Below are 14,618 nucleotides of genomic sequence, written 5' to 3'. Positions count from 1 at the left end.
GTCCGCGGCGATGGACCACTACGTTTTTTGCATGCCGCACCGCACCCATGATCGATTCCATGACGAAAAGTTACCGATACCCCCGGTATTCCAGAACACTCGTGGCTGCGCTGCTCATCGCGGCGGTGCTGACGGTCGCGACCGTCACTGCAGCAGAGGCCGCAGATTCGATCACCTGGAACACGACGTTCTCGCCGGAGAAGAACAACAAGTTCGATGCCGTTGCGCCGACCGCGGACAGCGGCTATATCGCTCTCGGTTCCGCCCTTACGGAACTCTACGGGGGCAGGGAAGACCTGCTGCTTGTAAAGACCGATGGAGAGGGAAACGAGGTCTGGACCACGAGATTCCCCGATCTGGCTCCGGCATCCGTTGCTGAGACCTCCGAAGGGGGGTATATCATCGGGAGTTACAACATCTCAAGAACCGAGGTTGGTGAGAACCCCATCTATCAGGGTGTCTCGGTTCTTATCGGGACCGACGCCGCCGGAAAGGAGGAGTGGCGAGAGGTCCTGCCAGGGATGAAGGTCTCGTCCGTTGCAGAGACCGCCGACGGTGGATACGTCGCTTTCGGGTGGCTCTGGAGCCAGTCCGGGTCGATGGATGATACCACGGCGGTCGTCACGAAGACCGACAGCAACGGCACGCCCGTCTGGAACCGCACATTCTCCAGCGCCGCAGCGAACGCAGGGATCGTGACCGCCGACGGAGGCTACATCCTCGGGGGCACGAAGTCGCCCTTCAACAACGATATCGGGGACGCCTTCCTCATCCGTCTCGATGCCGACGGCAACACGCTCTGGCGAAACAATTACTCGGCGCCGACCATCCTGGACATTGCAGAGACCGATGAAGGCGAGTTCGTCTACTCAGGGAACTACTGGTACGGCCTCGTCGACGCGCAGGGCGAGGAGGTCTGGCTCAAGAACATGGAAGGCCTCACCGGATACGCCGTCACCCTGCGGCCTTCCGGGGGGTATATGATTGCAGGCACGGACGCGAGGAGCGGAGAGGGGTTCGCCCTCGGGACCGACGGAGACGGGACCATCCAGTGGAACACCACGTTCCCCGGGACCGGGGTCTACGCGGCCACCGATGCTCCCGGCGGCTACACCCTTGCGGGTATTCGGTTCCTCTCGCCCGAGACCAGCGCCGCCTGGATGGCCGGCCTTGAGGAGCCGGTGGGAGCTGCTCCGACGACACCGGGATTCGGTGCGATCGGGGCCGGGGCAGCGTTCCTCCTTCTCATGATCGCGGGAAGGAAGCGGGGAAGATAACCCCTATCTCGCAATCCTATTTTTATCACCAAAAATTGTTTCAGGGCTCCCCCTTCCGGAAATAGAGGAACGCCCCCGCACCCACGAGGATGAGAGCAAGCAGACCGGGGACGAGGGGCGCATACGGGAGACCCTGCACGGTATCCGGCTGCGGTTGAGCGCCGTCTGCGACCACCTGTGCTGCGCTGCCCCCGGAGGCCTCGACAAAGAGCGCATACAGGCTGAAGTGCGAGACTTCTGCCGTGGCGCTCCGGGTCTCCGGGGAGACGGTGGTGGGGACTTCTTCCCAGGCGTTCGCCGACCGGTTGTACCACTGCACCTGGAGTCCGATCTGCCCGCTGCTGTTGTAGGCGTCATCCCACTGCTCTCCGGTGAGATTGAACGCCAGGGTCGCGGGCGGTGAGAAGACGGCGCCCTCCGGACCGAGGGTGCAGGCATACCCGGCAAACGCATACGTTCCCTCGCCGGGCACCGCCGGCACGTCGGCTGGATCGAGCACGTCGAGGGTCACCGCGCGAAGCGGAGTCCCGGCGGCATCAACGGCCCTGACACCCTCCGCAACGGCGAGGCTCGCGACGCCGTCGGGCGAGCCGATCCTGACGAGGTCTTCCACGAGGCCGGTCTCCCCGAGAGTGAGCTGGCCGGGACGAGCCCCGGGGGCCGCGATCGGCGTCGTGCTCGTCGTTGGGGTCGGGGTGGGGGTCGGGGTGTTCCAGGCCGGGCTTTTCAGGCCGCCGCCACCGCCCCCGCCCCCTCCGCCGCCACCGCTACTCGAACCACCGCCGCCACCCGATGTCTGTGTCGGAGCCGGGGTGGCCGGGGCGGGGCGGACCGTGACGTACCCGGTCTTCACCACAGTATCCTTCCCGGCAGCGTTCCCTGCTGTCAGGTTGACGGTATAGTTCCCGGCGACGGTGTAGGTGTGCGAGGGGTGCCGGTCAGTCGAGGTCCTGGTATCACCGAAACTCCAGAGCCAGGAAGATGGTTCTCCGGTGGAAGTGTCGGTGAACGCAACCTTGAGGGGGGCCGTTCCGTTGAGGGGCGCGGCACTGAACCCTGCAGTCGGCGGACCGAAGGCACGGATCGGCAGGAATTTCGTTGAGCGATCACTGCCGTTGACGACCGTCAGGCTGACAGTGTAGTTACCGGGCTTCTCAAACACGTGGACCGGGTCCGGGATGGTTGACGTCCCGCTACCGCCGAGGTCCCAGGACCATGACCGGGGCTCTCCCACCGACGCATCCGTAAACTGGACTGCGAGCGGGGCGGCCCCGACGGTCACGTTGGCGGTGAACCCGGCAGCCAGCGATTCACGGACCGTGATGTAGTTAGTTCTGACCGTTGTGTTCTCTCCCGCATCGTTTGTTACGGCGAGGGTGACGGTATAAGTCCCGGGAGCCGGGTATATGTGCACGGGGTTTCGATCGGCCGAGGACCCGCCGTCACCGAAATCCCACGACCACAATTCCGTGCCGCCTGTCGACGCATCCGAAAACTTCACCGCAAGCGGGGCCCTGCCTTCGGTCACGTTCGCGGAGAACCCGGCCTCCGGCGGTGCAGTGACCCTGATGTATCCATCCATCGTCTGGATGTCGCTGTCGAGTTCATTCGCGGCAGTGAGCCTGACGGTGTAGGTGCCCGCGCTCCGATAGGTATGGGTTGGGTTCTGCTCACTCGACGAACCGCCATCGCCGAAATCCCACCGCCACGATTCCGGGGTGCCGGCGGACCGGTCGGCGAACTGGACGGTGAGCGGCGCCCTGCCCGCTGTCGCGTTCGCCTCGAACCCGGCAGCCAGAGATTCAACGACAGTTACGTACCCAGTGCGGGTCGTCGTATTCTCTCCGGCACGATTCGCGACGGCGAGGGTGACGGTATAGTTCCCGGGACTCCCGTAGGTATGCACGGGGTTCTGGTCGGCAGAGACGCCCCCGTCACCGAACTTCCAGGACCAGGATGCCGGGACCCCGGTCGAGGCATCCGTAAACTGGACTACGAGCGGGGCGATCCCCATCGTCGGGTTTGCGGTGAATGTCGCGACCGGCTGCTCAACCACGGTGATGTAGCCGGCCTTCATCTCGGTATCGCTCCCGGCCGCGTTCTCGACCTCAAGCAAGACGGCGTAGGTGCCGGCTGCCGTGTAGGTGTGCTCCGGGTTCTGAGCCGAGGAGGTCCCGCCGTCCCCGAACTTCCAGGACCAGGTCTGGATATCGCCGGTCGAGGAGTCCGAGAACCGGACGGTGAGGGGAGCGGTCCCGTTCCGGGTATTGGCCTCAAATGAGGCTACCGGGGGATCGATAACGGTGATCTGATCGAGTTTCGTGACGGTGTCGGACCCGAACCGGTTGCTCACCGTGAGTAAGACCGTATACTCACCGGCTGCCGTGTAGGTATACTCCGGGTTCTGCTCCACCGACGACCCCCCGTCGCCGAACTCCCACTCCCACTCATCCGGGTTGCCGGTCGATCGATCAGTGAACCGGACGGTGAGCGGAGCCGTGCCGACGGCCGGATCCGGCGAGAAATCCGCCGCCGGCGGCACTCCGTCGGCGCTGTAGGTGAAGGCATAGATATCTGCACTCTCACCGCGGCCATTCTGCCAGACGATCGTAGTGCCGGAGACAGACGGATAGATCTGCTCGGTACTGGACGGATACAGGGGCATCTGCACCTCTTTGCCAAGAGCGAGATCGCAGATGTAGATGTTCCATACCCCGCTCCGTTTATCCTCCCAGGCGATGAGGTCTCCATCGATCGCCGGGGAGACCTGCCCGGCGGGATCGTCGGTGATCCTCTCTTCCCCGCCGGACGGGTTGTCGAGATCGGAGAGGTAGATATCTGGGTTTCCATTCCGGTAGTCCTCCCAGAGGATTCGACTTCCTGATATCGCCGGGTAAGCCTGCCGGGCACTGTTTCCCGTGATCTGTCGTTTGATACCGGTCTTGATCTCAAATGCCCAGATGTCGCCGCCCCCGGTGCTCTCCTCCCAGACGACATACCTCTCCGAGAGCGCAGGCTTCCACTGGGTCACCGGCGAGCATTCAAGGTAGGTCTCCTGACCCGTTCCGATGGTGTAGAGACAGATATCGACCTCTCCCTTCCGGGAGTCATACCAGATGATGTGATCCCTGGAGACGACGGGCCTCAGCTGGTCAGTCGTGCTGTCGGTGATCCGCTTCTCGCCCCCCTGTGAGGAGAAGAAGTAGATCTCCGAGTCACCATCCCGACGGTCCTCCCAGACAATGTAATCTCCCGAGAAAGATGGGTACGCCTGTGCAGCGGAGCCGTCGGTGATCCTCAGGCCATCGCTGCCGGGGCTACCTGAGTGGTAGATATACTTCCCGTCCCGACCGTCTTCCCATACGACCATACCACCATCGATATCCGGATGCTCCTGTGATCCGCCAGCGGTACAATAAAACACCGTCTCTCCCGGGGCCGCCTCCACCGCCAGAACGGGCGGGGCCAGCAGCCCGGCGAGAACGACGGTGCAGACTACTATCAGCGTTATACGTCCTGCCATTCTTCGATCACCACGATGAGAACGCCCCCTTTCGTCTCACACGATGGTGCCTGCAGGCGGGTGGAGACTCCTATCGACCCGCCGGCGTGCAAACTGAGGTCCTGCAGGGTGCCGGAGAATCACCGGGTTCCACAGGATAAAGGGTTCGTGAAGGACATGATCCGGCTATAAATATATATCCCCTACGCCTCCCGGCTGCGGGAGAGAGCATCGGACATTTTTATAAAAATGAGGGAATATTGTCCGGGCCCGGCTCTGGAGAATACCTCACTCTCCCGCGAGTTCCCTGACCTTCGCGATGTTCCCCCCATCGTCCCGCCTTCCGTCAACCGGGGTTTCACAGATGAGGGGGAGGCTCCGGACGGTCGGGTGGCGGAGGATATGCCGGAAGCCTTCCTCCCCGATAGAACCGAGCCCGATGTGCTCGTGCCGGTCAAGCCCGCTCCCGAGAGCGCCCTTGCAGTCGTTGAGGTGGATGACCCGGAGATGGGAGAGGCCGAGCCGGTCATCGAGTTCCCCGAAGACCGCATCGACCCCTTCCGCGGTCCTGAGGTCGTAGCCGGCGGCGAAGGCATGGCAGGTGTCAAAACAGATCCCGACTCTCCCTCCCGCTTCGATGCCATCGAGGATCCGGCGGAGATCCGCGGCGGTCGTCCCCACGCTGTTCTTCTCCCCGGCGGTGTTCTCGAGAAGGAGCATCACGCTGTCAGCCCCGGCATCGGCGAGCGCCCGGTTGACGGCGGTGATGACCCGTGCCTGCCCGGCTTCTATACCGGCGCCGCGGTGGTGCCCGAGGTGGGTCACGAGGTAAGGTATACCGAGAAGAGCGCACCGCTGGAGTTCTCCGGTGAGCGCCGCGACCGATTTCTCGTAGATCTCGTCGTCGGGCGAGGCCGGGTTCGGGAGATAGGGCATGTGGTCGACGACCGGGCCGATCCCCGATGCACGCAGCGCCGCCCTGAACGCATCGGTCGGGCCCGCATCGAGGTCCTTTGCCTTCCAGCCCCGGGGGTTCCGGGAGAAGATCTGAAACGTGTCGCACCCCGCATCATGAGCCCTGCCGACCGCAAGGTCGATTGAGCCGGCGATGGAGACATGGCATCCCACGCGCACCATGCTGTAACTCTCGACGTTGAATTGTTTAGGCCTTCCTTCTCCCGACCTCGCTGAGAACCGCCGCCCCGAACTCCCGGGTGCCGGCGACGCCGCCGAGGTCGCGGGTCCGGATACCCCCGCGAAGCACCAGGGAGACTGCTTCCTCCACGGCCGCCGCCGATGCCGGGTCCCCGAAGTGGGAGAGCAGCATCGCGGCGCTCCTGATGGCCGCGATGGGGTTTGCGATATTTTGTCCCGCAATATCGGGGGCACTCCCGTGCACCGGCTCAAAGAGGGCGTGGTGCTCCCCGATATTCGCGCTCGGGAGCATACCCAGGCCTCCCACCTGGTAGGCGGCGGCGTCGGAGAGGATATCCCCGAAGATGTTGGTGGTCACGACCACATCATAGCGGTCCGGATGTGTCAGGAGGTCGAGGCAGAGCGCGTCGATGTAACTCGCCCTGCAGGGAACGCCCGCCCGGGCCGCCTCCGCCGTGCAGACTTCGACAAAGAGGCAGTCCGACTTCAAGACGTTTGCCTTGTTGCCGACGGTGAGGTGACGGCGGGACTTCGCGAGGGTGCAGGCATACCGGGCGATCCTTTCGCTCCCGCGCCGGGAGACGACCCGGACAGTGCAGGCCCGGTCCGGCTCCGTCCATTCGATGCCCGAGTAGAGCCCCTCGGTGTTCTCCCGCACGATGATGATATCAACCCCCTCGCCCCGTATCGGCCGGACGTTCGCGTAGAGATCGAGCGCATGGCGAATCTGCAGCATAACGCTCCGGTAGCCGGGGTCGGGCGGCGTTGTGACGGCCCCGAAGAGGATGGCGTCGGCCGACCGAAGTGCAGCCATCGTCTCCTCCCCGCAGGCGCTCCCGGTCCGCTCCCAGAGCCCGTACCCCACCTCGACGTCGAAGAACTCGAAGTCCGGGCGCACGGCCGCGAGGATATCGCGGGCGACGGGGACGACCTCGTGCCCGATGCCGTCGCCTTCAACGACCGCTACCTTCACCATGCTCTCTCCTCCACGCAGTTGCGACCTCTCTTGCCGCCGTCGCAATCTCCCACGACGATGCTCCCCAGTGAACGACCGCGCCAAACAGGCCGTTCCGGAGGCCGATCCCGGCCCGCTCGCTCCTGCAGCACCGTGCGATGAAAGGTTCGGCCGCGAGCGTCTCGAGCGGGCAGATGTTCTCCACGGCAACTTCTTTGCCGTAGCACTCCCGCAGTAGCTCCCTTGCCGTCAGGCACCCCGCCACGCGGTCGCCGGGCCGGAGCGGGTCCGCATCGACGGTGCGGGGGAACCCGGCTGCCCGGCAGGGATAGACGTCGGCTTTCATATCGCGGATATCCCGGACATGGTGCTCGAAGACGACCTCGAGGTCGCCGAAGAGCCCGGTCCCCTCGAGGTCGCCGAGCGTGGCCGAGAGGTGCGGCCGGGGAGGGGTGATATCGTAGACGTGGATGCGGAGGAACCCGGAGAGGTCCGGGTCGAGGACGAACGTGGTCTGTTCGCCGTGACCGCAGAACACGGTACACCGGTACCCGGATCGCATCGCCTCCTGTACTAAGAATGTCCGATCCTGAACGTTCACTCGATCCGGGTAGCGGTAGACCTCGTCGCCGGAGGCGAGCACCCGGGCCGAGAGAACGTCGCGCATCAGGCCGGTTCCGTTTGGGTCGGGCACCACCTCAAGCACCTCGGTGCCGTCGGCGGTCTCCCGGACCAGGTAGCGCGAGAGGAAGTAGGCCCGCTTCCCGCACGGTGTGCCGTTCGCGGACCCGACAAACTTGCAGTGCGATGGAAAGATCATGGGCACGACCTCCAGTAGGGGACCAGCCCTCCGGCACGGAGGATGGCGACCATCCTCGGGGAGAGTGGGCGGGCAGGGTGCCGCTCCCCATCAACCTCTACCCATCCCGCGTCGAGGTCGAATGCGACATGAGCACCTTCGGTGCAGGAGACCTCGGCCTCGATCACCGGAAGGCCGACATTGACGGCGTTCCGGAAGAATATACGGGCGAACGACGGGGCGACGATACCGACCACCCCGGCCCCCCGGAGGGCGACCACCGCCTGCTCCCGGGACGACCCGCACCCCATGTTCCTCCCGGCGACGATGACCGCACCGTGGAGGCGGCCGACAAGCGTGGGGTCAAGATCTTCAAGGACGTGCTCCGCCCAGACCGAACGGTCCTTCGTCCGCAGGTAACGGCCCGCGATGATGACATCGGTATCGATATCATTCCCCAGGCAGACCGCCGGTCCGGCTCCCTGCATTACGCTCCCTCCGGCACGGTGATTACGCCGGCTATAGCGCTTGCCGCGGCGGTTGCCACCGACGAGAGGTAGATCTCGCCGCCGACGCCCATCCGGTTTTTGAAGTTCCGGTTGGCGGTGGAGAGGCAGACCTCGCCTTCCCCGATCACGCCGGCGTGCGCCCCGAGGCACGGCCCGCACCCGGGCGTCGCCACCATGCACCCCGCATCCACGATATCGGCAAGGACGCCGGTGGCGATCGCCCGGGAGAGCACCGCCCGCGAGGCGGGGGCGACCAGGGTGCGGATCGCAACCTTCCTCCCCCGGACGATCCGGGCGAACCGGGCAAGATCCTCGTAGCGGCCGTTCGTGCAGGTCCCGACGAAGACCTGGTCGAGATGCGTCCCGGCGACGTCCGCCGCCTCGCGGACGGTATCCACCCGGTGCGGGACCGCGACGAGGGGCACGATATCGGCGAGATCGATCTCGACCGTCCGCTCGTAGTGGGAGTCCTCCGGTGCCTGCGGTGATGCCGCAAGGCCGTAGTCCGCGAGGTAGCGGATGGTGACCGCATCGGCGTAGAAGATCCCGGCCTTCGCTCCCGTCTCGACCGCCATATTGCAGAGGGTCAGCCGCCCGTCCATGGAGATTCCCGCCGCCCCGTCGCCCACGAACTCCAGCGCCCGGTAGGTCGCCCCCTCCATCCCGAGTTCTGCGACATACCTGAGGGCGACGTCCTTTGGCTCCGCGGCGCTGGAGAGCCTCCCCGAGAGATTGACTGCGATCGTCTCCGGGACCCGGAACCACGTGGACCCCGAAGCCCAGATCGCCGCCATATCGGTCGCCCCCACCCCGGTGGCAAACGCACCGAAAGCGCCGAGGGTGCAGGTATGAGAGTCGGCGCCGACGACGATCATGCCGGGACGGACGACTCCTTCACTCATCACCTGGTGACAGATCCCGCCCCCGGCGTCCGAGAGCGCGATCCCCGATGCCCGGGCATACTCCCGGAGCTCCGCCTGGAGCGTCGCCGTCGTCCCGGTGTTTGCCGGGACGATGTGATCGAAGACGAGGCGCAGGCGCTCAGGGTGGGGGAGGTTTTCTACGCCCATCTCCCGGAGCGCCTCCCGGGCGAGGACGCCGGTCCCGTCGTGGGCAAAGGCGATATCGACCTCGCGATCCACGTATGCCCCCGCCGGTGCGCCAAGGATCGCTTCAGAGAGTGTGCTCATACGAGAATCCCCTCCTTTGCCTGCTTGAGGATTCCACAGAGCACATCCCGGGTGACGCTGCACTTGCCCTCGCTCTTCTGCTTGACCTGCTCGAGCACCCACCGCGCCTCCTCATCGGAGAGGGTGAACCCGTAGGCTTTCGCAACGTGCTCGAGCGCCCGCTTCCCCGTGTGCTTCCCGAGGACAAACCGCCGCTCGCCGCCCACAAGTTCAGGAGGGACGTACTCGTAGGTCGAGGGGTCCTCAAGGATGGCGGCGATGTGGATCCCGCTCTCATGGGCGAAGGCATTCTCGCCGACGATCGGCCGGGTGCGCTCGGGGAAGACGCCTGAAGCCCGGGCAACCAGCCTTGATGTCTCCTGCAGGCCGGAGAGATCGTAGCGGTCGACGCCGCCCTTCATCCGCAGGGCGACGAGCACCTGCTCGAGCGCGGCGTTGCCGGCACGCTCGCCGATACCGTTGACGGTTGTGTGGAGCTGGAACGCCCCCGCAGCCGCGGCCGTGATGGTGTTTGCCGCCGCAAAACCGAGGTCGTTGTGACAGTGGATGCAGAGGGGGAGAGGCGCCGCACCGAGGATCTCCGAGATGACCGCGTGAATCTCAAGCGGGGTGAGGCACCCGACGGTATCCGCGAAACTGACAAGACCCGCGCCGCACTCGACGCCGCGGGTATACATCTCGATGAGAAACGCCGGATCCGTCCGCGACGCATCTTCAGCAGCGAACCTTACCTGCACCCCGTGGTCGGAGGCGAACTCCACCATATCGAGAGCGCCGTCGAGCACCTCCTCACGGGGCTTGCGGTACTTGTGCCGGATGTGGAGGTCCGAGGTCGCGAAGAAGATGCTGACCATGTCCACGTCGCAATCGATGGCCGCCTCGATGTCGGGCTTGAGCGCCCGCGCAAGGCAGCAGACCCGCGCATCAAGACCGCTGCGGGCGATGGCGGCGACGCACTCCTTCTCTATCGCCGAAACCACGGGAAAACCGGCCTCTATCACCTCCACGCCGATCTCGTCGAGCGATGTTGCGATCGCCATCTTCTCATCACGGGTAAACGAGACGCCGGGAGTCTGCTCCCCGTCCCGTAGCGTTACATCACAGATCTCAATATGCCACGGTTTCATGTCGTGCACCTTCAGGGCAGGCACCTTCGATCACCACCGTCCGGGGTCCCTCCCGCGGGGGGGAGAGAGCCCGGCGGAGCGCCGCAATGTCGTCAGCGTTGCAGACGACCGGGTTTGCCCAGGCGATGTAGCGAAGGACGTCAGGGATAGGGTGACCGCCGGTCATCCCCATCTGGTTGTTCGCGAAAACGATACAGAGGAGCGGGAAGTTGCGCTCGTAGACGTCGATGAGGGCATTCAACCCTGAGTGCAGGAGCGCGTAGTCGCCGGTGAGCGCGACGCCCGGGCCGGTCGCCGCCACGGCAACCGAAGACCCGAGGCCGTAGGTGGCGATGCCGACCCGGTAGGGCGGGTTCATCGCGAGGATGGCGCACCCGGCATCGCAGGTTGCCTGCATCCCGCGCTCGGAGAGGATGGCGAGAGCGGGGTGGAACGGGCAGTCCCGGCAGAATGTCCGCGAGAAGCCCCGGGACGAGAACCGTTCGGGCTCCCCGGCAGTCTCGGGGGGGGTGAGGAGCCGGTGCTCTCTGAGGAAGGGGCGGCCGACTTCAACGGCTCGGGCAAGGAGCTCCGGGTCCGCCGGCGGGGGGTAGACGGTGACGGGGCGGAACTTCCCGTCGGAGAAGCGGTTGAGGGGTGATGACCGCGACCAGGCAAACATCGCCGCAGTCCTCTGATCCGCTGCCCGCGCCCGGCCGCCCATCGTAAGGTCCGGGTCTGCGAGGCTCCCAGGCCGATCCGTGCGGAGCACGGGAGGGGTTTCTACGTCCGCATCAAGGAGACCGGGGGTGACCCGGACGATGGCCACCCGGGAGAAGGTCTCGGATGCTTCGAAGGCCGCCTCGATCGCCGGACCGAGCGTCTCGCCGTCAGGCTCAAGCACCGGCACCCGGGCAACCTCACCGTAGTAGCGGGAGTCCTGGACGACATCGGATCCGGCCGCGCGCACGTCATCGCCGGCGACGACCACGACGCCTGCTCGGAGGCCCTGCGCGGTGGCATGCACCAGTGGGTCCGCGCAGGCATTGAGGCCGACGTGCTTGACGATCACCGCGGCCCTCCGCCCCGATAGCGAGTCGCCGAGGGCATACTCGAGCGCTACCTTCTCGTTTGTCGTGATCGCGGCCCCGGTCAGGGCGGCAAGCCCTGAGACCGGGTAGCCGGGGACGGCATAGCAACGGTCGGCAGATCGCCGGAGCGCCATGGCGAGCGCTTCCGTGCCCTTCATCTGTCCCTCCCCGGCACGAGGTCGCACCCGGTGCATGCCGCGCACATCGTCAGCGCCCGGCGGGGGTCGAGCCCGGCCTGCTGGAGGATCCGCTCGTGGGTATCGTAGAGCGAGAGCAGACGGGCGGCGGGCGGGCGGGACCGGTCGGTGAGAGATGCCGCCGGGGTGAGCGGGCGGAGGACCGGGATAACCCCGATCGCGGCAAGGTCCTGCATAACCCGCTCCAGGTCTTCGTCGGTCTCCCCGAGGCCGACGATGACGTTCGAGAAGACCCTATCCCGCCCAAAGAGCGCCACGGATGACCGCAGTGAATCCCAGACCGCACCCCACGAGAGGTCGGGGCACATCTCGCGGAAGAGCACCTCCGTTGCCGCCTCGATGTTGAACTTCACCTCAACGACGCCAAGGGCATGGAGCCGGGCCGGGGTTTCGGAACCAGGATAGATCGAGACACCGATGGGAAGGCCGAACGGCATGAGCGCCGCCACGACCTCGAGGATGTAGGCTTCCTCCTCCTCGATCGAAGAGGCGACGCCGCTCGTGATCGAGATGGCATCAACCCGGTCAGCCACGCTCTCAACCATCTCCACGATATCGGCGATATCCTTACGCCTCCCGGGGAGAGCCGGGACACGGCAGTAGCGGCAGTGGAAGACGCAGGTCTCGCTGACCGTGACGTAGGCCTGGCGGGGGCAGTGGAGGGCAGCGGGCTCGAGGCGGCCGGGGACCTCCTCCCTGTCGATGATGAGGACCGCCTCACCCCCTCCACGGTGAAAAACCATAATGGGACTTGCCTCGTCGAGACCGAGACGGACCCTTCGATCGCCGACGGAGAAGAAGAGCGAGCCGGACTTCCTCCCTGCCGAGGGGCCGGCCGCCGAACGAGATACGTATTCATCTGCAGGCTCGCCGGAGAGGCGGGCCGCACCTGCCTCAAGCAGCCTGGCCTTTAACCGGATCCATTCCATAGCGCCAGCGCCTCCTCATACCGGGTGGAGAACGGGATCGCCGCGACCGCCCCGATCGCGCCCCGGCCGTTCATGATGACGGAGAGCCGCCGGTCGGCGAGAGCGGCAAGCTCGTCGGGCGCGACTTCGCCCCTCTTTACGCGGCAACCGAACTCCTCGAGCGGGGCGGGATCGAACCCCTGCCAGGCCGCCATCCCGGTCTCATCCGAGAGCGTGTACTCATTCAGGTAGTCGTGGTAGCGCCGGACCAGCCCCGCGGGATCGGATGTGGCAAATTCACAGGCGATGGCGACGCAGTTCTTGGTCCGGTAGGGGACAGGGTAGAGTTGCACGATGGTATGGGAGAGGTAGCGGGAACGGTCGTCCTCGACGGCCCGGGCGATGTTGTGGGCGAGCGTCCAGGTGGCGCCCTCTTCCGGGGTATCAGTGTCGTCGACCCCGATGATCACCCGCTCGCGCCGGGGGAGCCAGATCGTCGAGCCCGCGAGGCGTCCGCCGCCGGCCGGGTCGCTTCTGTGGCGGACGACACCGCGAGCGGTGGCGCGGCAGATGGATGCTCCCACGCCGCCGCCGCCGAGGCCGCGATAGGTGACAGCGATCTCGTCGTCCTCGACAGCGACGGCGCTGATACCCGCCGGGAAGACAGATCCCTCGAGCGCGAGGTCGGCGCTGCCGGTCATGAGGATGTAGCGGTTGGTCGCGCCCACGGTGCGGACGGAACAAACGAGCGGGCTCTGCGCGTAGTGGCGCTTCACCCACATCGCTCCGCCAGTGCAGTCGAAGAACTCGATGAGCTCCACGTGCTCCCCGCTCTCGTCGGCCACCGCCACGATCTGCGGATACCGTATTGTGTAGGGATCAGAGAGTCTCTCCATACAGACCAGCCGCCTCGACGCCCTTGTTCCCCCAGAGGACGGCACCCAGCGCTCCTATCCGGCCCTTCCGCGCGTTTGAATCGATGAACCGGACGCCCATCCGCGCGGCCTCCTTCTCCGCGTCGTCGATCGTCAGGAGTTCGGTCTTGACCCGCTTGAGATACGGGGACTCCTCGGCAAACGCAATCCCCCGGTAGACAGCGATACCGGTGTCGTTGCTGACCGCTCCCGACTCGACGAAGTCGCGGACATACTCGAGGAGCGCGTCAACCTTCCCGGGGCGGGCCGCGAAGTTCAGGGCGGACCCGACGCAGTTGGTGGTCTTCTTCGGGACCGCCGGATTCAACTGCACGAGGCGCATGTCCAGATACTCCACTCCGGGGATTGTGCAGGCCTCCGCGCACTTGAGCGCGAGGACCCAGGTGGCACCTTCCTCACGGGTGTCGGTGTCGTCGATCCCGATCGTCACCTTCTCGTAGAGCGGGGAGACGATTCGCACCCGGCAGACCCGGGCACCGCCGATCCGGAGGTCGTCATCGGACGGGTACTCGGCCCGGGTCACGCCCGGCGCCTGCGGCAGGCAGGCCGCGACGCCGACACCTGCTCCGGCAATCCCGGCCCAGGTCGTCACCACTTCGTCCCCGAGGACCTCGACCCCTTCGAGGGCCTGTCCGCCGATCTCCTTACCGGCAGCCCCGAAGCTCGCCGGGGATACACCCAGCCGGGCGAGCATCGTCATCGTCGTGCCCTCGACATGGCAGGACCGGACCGCACCTTTCGCCCGCACCCGGTTCGCCGCATCCCACTCGATGGTTCCCCGGGCCCGGCACTGCTCACGGATCTCCGCAAGACCGGCGTTCTGGTCGACCATGGCAAGGTACTTCATCGAGAACAACGGGCCGAACCGGCCCCTGACTTCATCAGGTGTGAGCGTGATCATGATGTCACCGAAATTATCGTTAACAAGAATGTCGTTGATAACGGTATTTAATGGGATCGATCGGGAGAAGCCGGCGGCGGGCGAAGGGCTGTT

At 65.6% G+C, this 14,618-nt stretch carries 12 protein-coding genes; 1 reads left to right on the top strand and 11 read right to left on the bottom strand.

Annotated features, from left to right (window positions below; all coding sequences use genetic code 11):
• Positions 1-59 precede the first annotated feature (59 nt).
• On the top strand, positions 60-1,277 hold the full coding sequence (locus V6K60_RS02965) for a hypothetical protein (protein WP_332449025.1): 1,218 nt from the start codon (positions 60-62) through the stop codon (positions 1,275-1,277).
• Between the two features lie 40 nt (positions 1,278-1,317).
• Here the strand turns inward: V6K60_RS02965 and V6K60_RS02960 are convergent, their stop codons facing one another.
• The 11 genes from V6K60_RS02960 to V6K60_RS02910 form a co-directional block, all read right to left on the bottom strand.
• On the bottom strand, positions 1,318-4,800 hold the full coding sequence (locus V6K60_RS02960; RefSeq protein WP_332449024.1) for a PKD domain-containing protein: 3,483 nt from the start codon (positions 4,798-4,800) through the stop codon (positions 1,318-1,320).
• Between the two features lie 267 nt (positions 4,801-5,067).
• Positions 5,068-5,916: a deoxyribonuclease IV gene (locus V6K60_RS02955; protein WP_332449023.1), complete on the bottom strand. Its 849-nt coding sequence runs from the start codon at positions 5,914-5,916 to the stop codon at positions 5,068-5,070.
• Between the two features lie 25 nt (positions 5,917-5,941).
• A complete protein-coding gene (locus V6K60_RS02950) occupies positions 5,942-6,910 on the bottom strand; it encodes an isocitrate/isopropylmalate dehydrogenase family protein (RefSeq protein ID WP_332449022.1) in 969 nt (322 codons plus the stop codon).
• Positions 6,888-7,709: a DUF7714 family protein gene (locus V6K60_RS02945; RefSeq protein WP_332449021.1), complete on the bottom strand. Its 822-nt coding sequence runs from the start codon at positions 7,707-7,709 to the stop codon at positions 6,888-6,890. Before V6K60_RS02945 ends, V6K60_RS02950 begins: the two co-directional genes overlap by 23 nt.
• Positions 7,706-8,176: a LeuD/DmdB family oxidoreductase small subunit gene (locus V6K60_RS02940; RefSeq protein ID WP_332449020.1), complete on the bottom strand. Its 471-nt coding sequence runs from the start codon at positions 8,174-8,176 to the stop codon at positions 7,706-7,708. Before V6K60_RS02940 ends, V6K60_RS02945 begins: the two co-directional genes overlap by 4 nt.
• On the bottom strand, positions 8,176-9,387 hold the full coding sequence (locus V6K60_RS02935; RefSeq protein WP_332449019.1) for an aconitase/3-isopropylmalate dehydratase large subunit family protein: 1,212 nt from the start codon (positions 9,385-9,387) through the stop codon (positions 8,176-8,178). Before V6K60_RS02935 ends, V6K60_RS02940 begins: the two co-directional genes overlap by 1 nt.
• Positions 9,384-10,514: a homocitrate synthase family protein gene (locus V6K60_RS02930; protein WP_332449018.1), complete on the bottom strand. Its 1,131-nt coding sequence runs from the start codon at positions 10,512-10,514 to the stop codon at positions 9,384-9,386. The genes V6K60_RS02935 and V6K60_RS02930 overlap by 4 nt, the downstream gene beginning before the upstream one ends.
• Positions 10,495-11,742 (bottom strand): thiamine pyrophosphate-dependent enzyme, encoded by a 1,248-nt coding sequence (locus V6K60_RS02925; protein WP_332449017.1) that lies wholly within the window; start codon positions 11,740-11,742, stop codon positions 10,495-10,497. Before V6K60_RS02925 ends, V6K60_RS02930 begins: the two co-directional genes overlap by 20 nt.
• Positions 11,739-12,710 carry a radical SAM protein gene (locus V6K60_RS02920; RefSeq protein WP_332449016.1) on the bottom strand — a complete coding sequence of 324 codons (972 nt, stop codon included), beginning with the start codon at positions 12,708-12,710 and terminating at the stop codon, positions 11,739-11,741. Before V6K60_RS02920 ends, V6K60_RS02925 begins: the two co-directional genes overlap by 4 nt.
• A complete protein-coding gene (gene mmp11, locus V6K60_RS02915) occupies positions 12,692-13,585 on the bottom strand; it encodes a methanogenesis marker protein 11 (RefSeq protein WP_332449015.1) in 894 nt (297 codons plus the stop codon). The genes V6K60_RS02920 and mmp11 overlap by 19 nt, the downstream gene beginning before the upstream one ends.
• Positions 13,569-14,525, bottom strand: a complete 957-nt coding sequence (locus V6K60_RS02910) for a tRNA(Ile2) 2-agmatinylcytidine synthetase (RefSeq protein ID WP_332449014.1) — start codon at positions 14,523-14,525, stop codon at positions 13,569-13,571. The genes mmp11 and V6K60_RS02910 overlap by 17 nt, the downstream gene beginning before the upstream one ends.
• Between the last annotated feature and the right edge of the window lie 93 nt (positions 14,526-14,618).

Origin of the sequence: Methanoculleus sp., assembly GCF_036677455.1 — an archaeon.
In the GTDB taxonomy this organism is placed as follows: domain Archaea; phylum Halobacteriota; class Methanomicrobia; order Methanomicrobiales; family Methanoculleaceae; genus Methanoculleus.
This window is presented reverse-complemented; position numbering and strand designations above follow the sequence as displayed.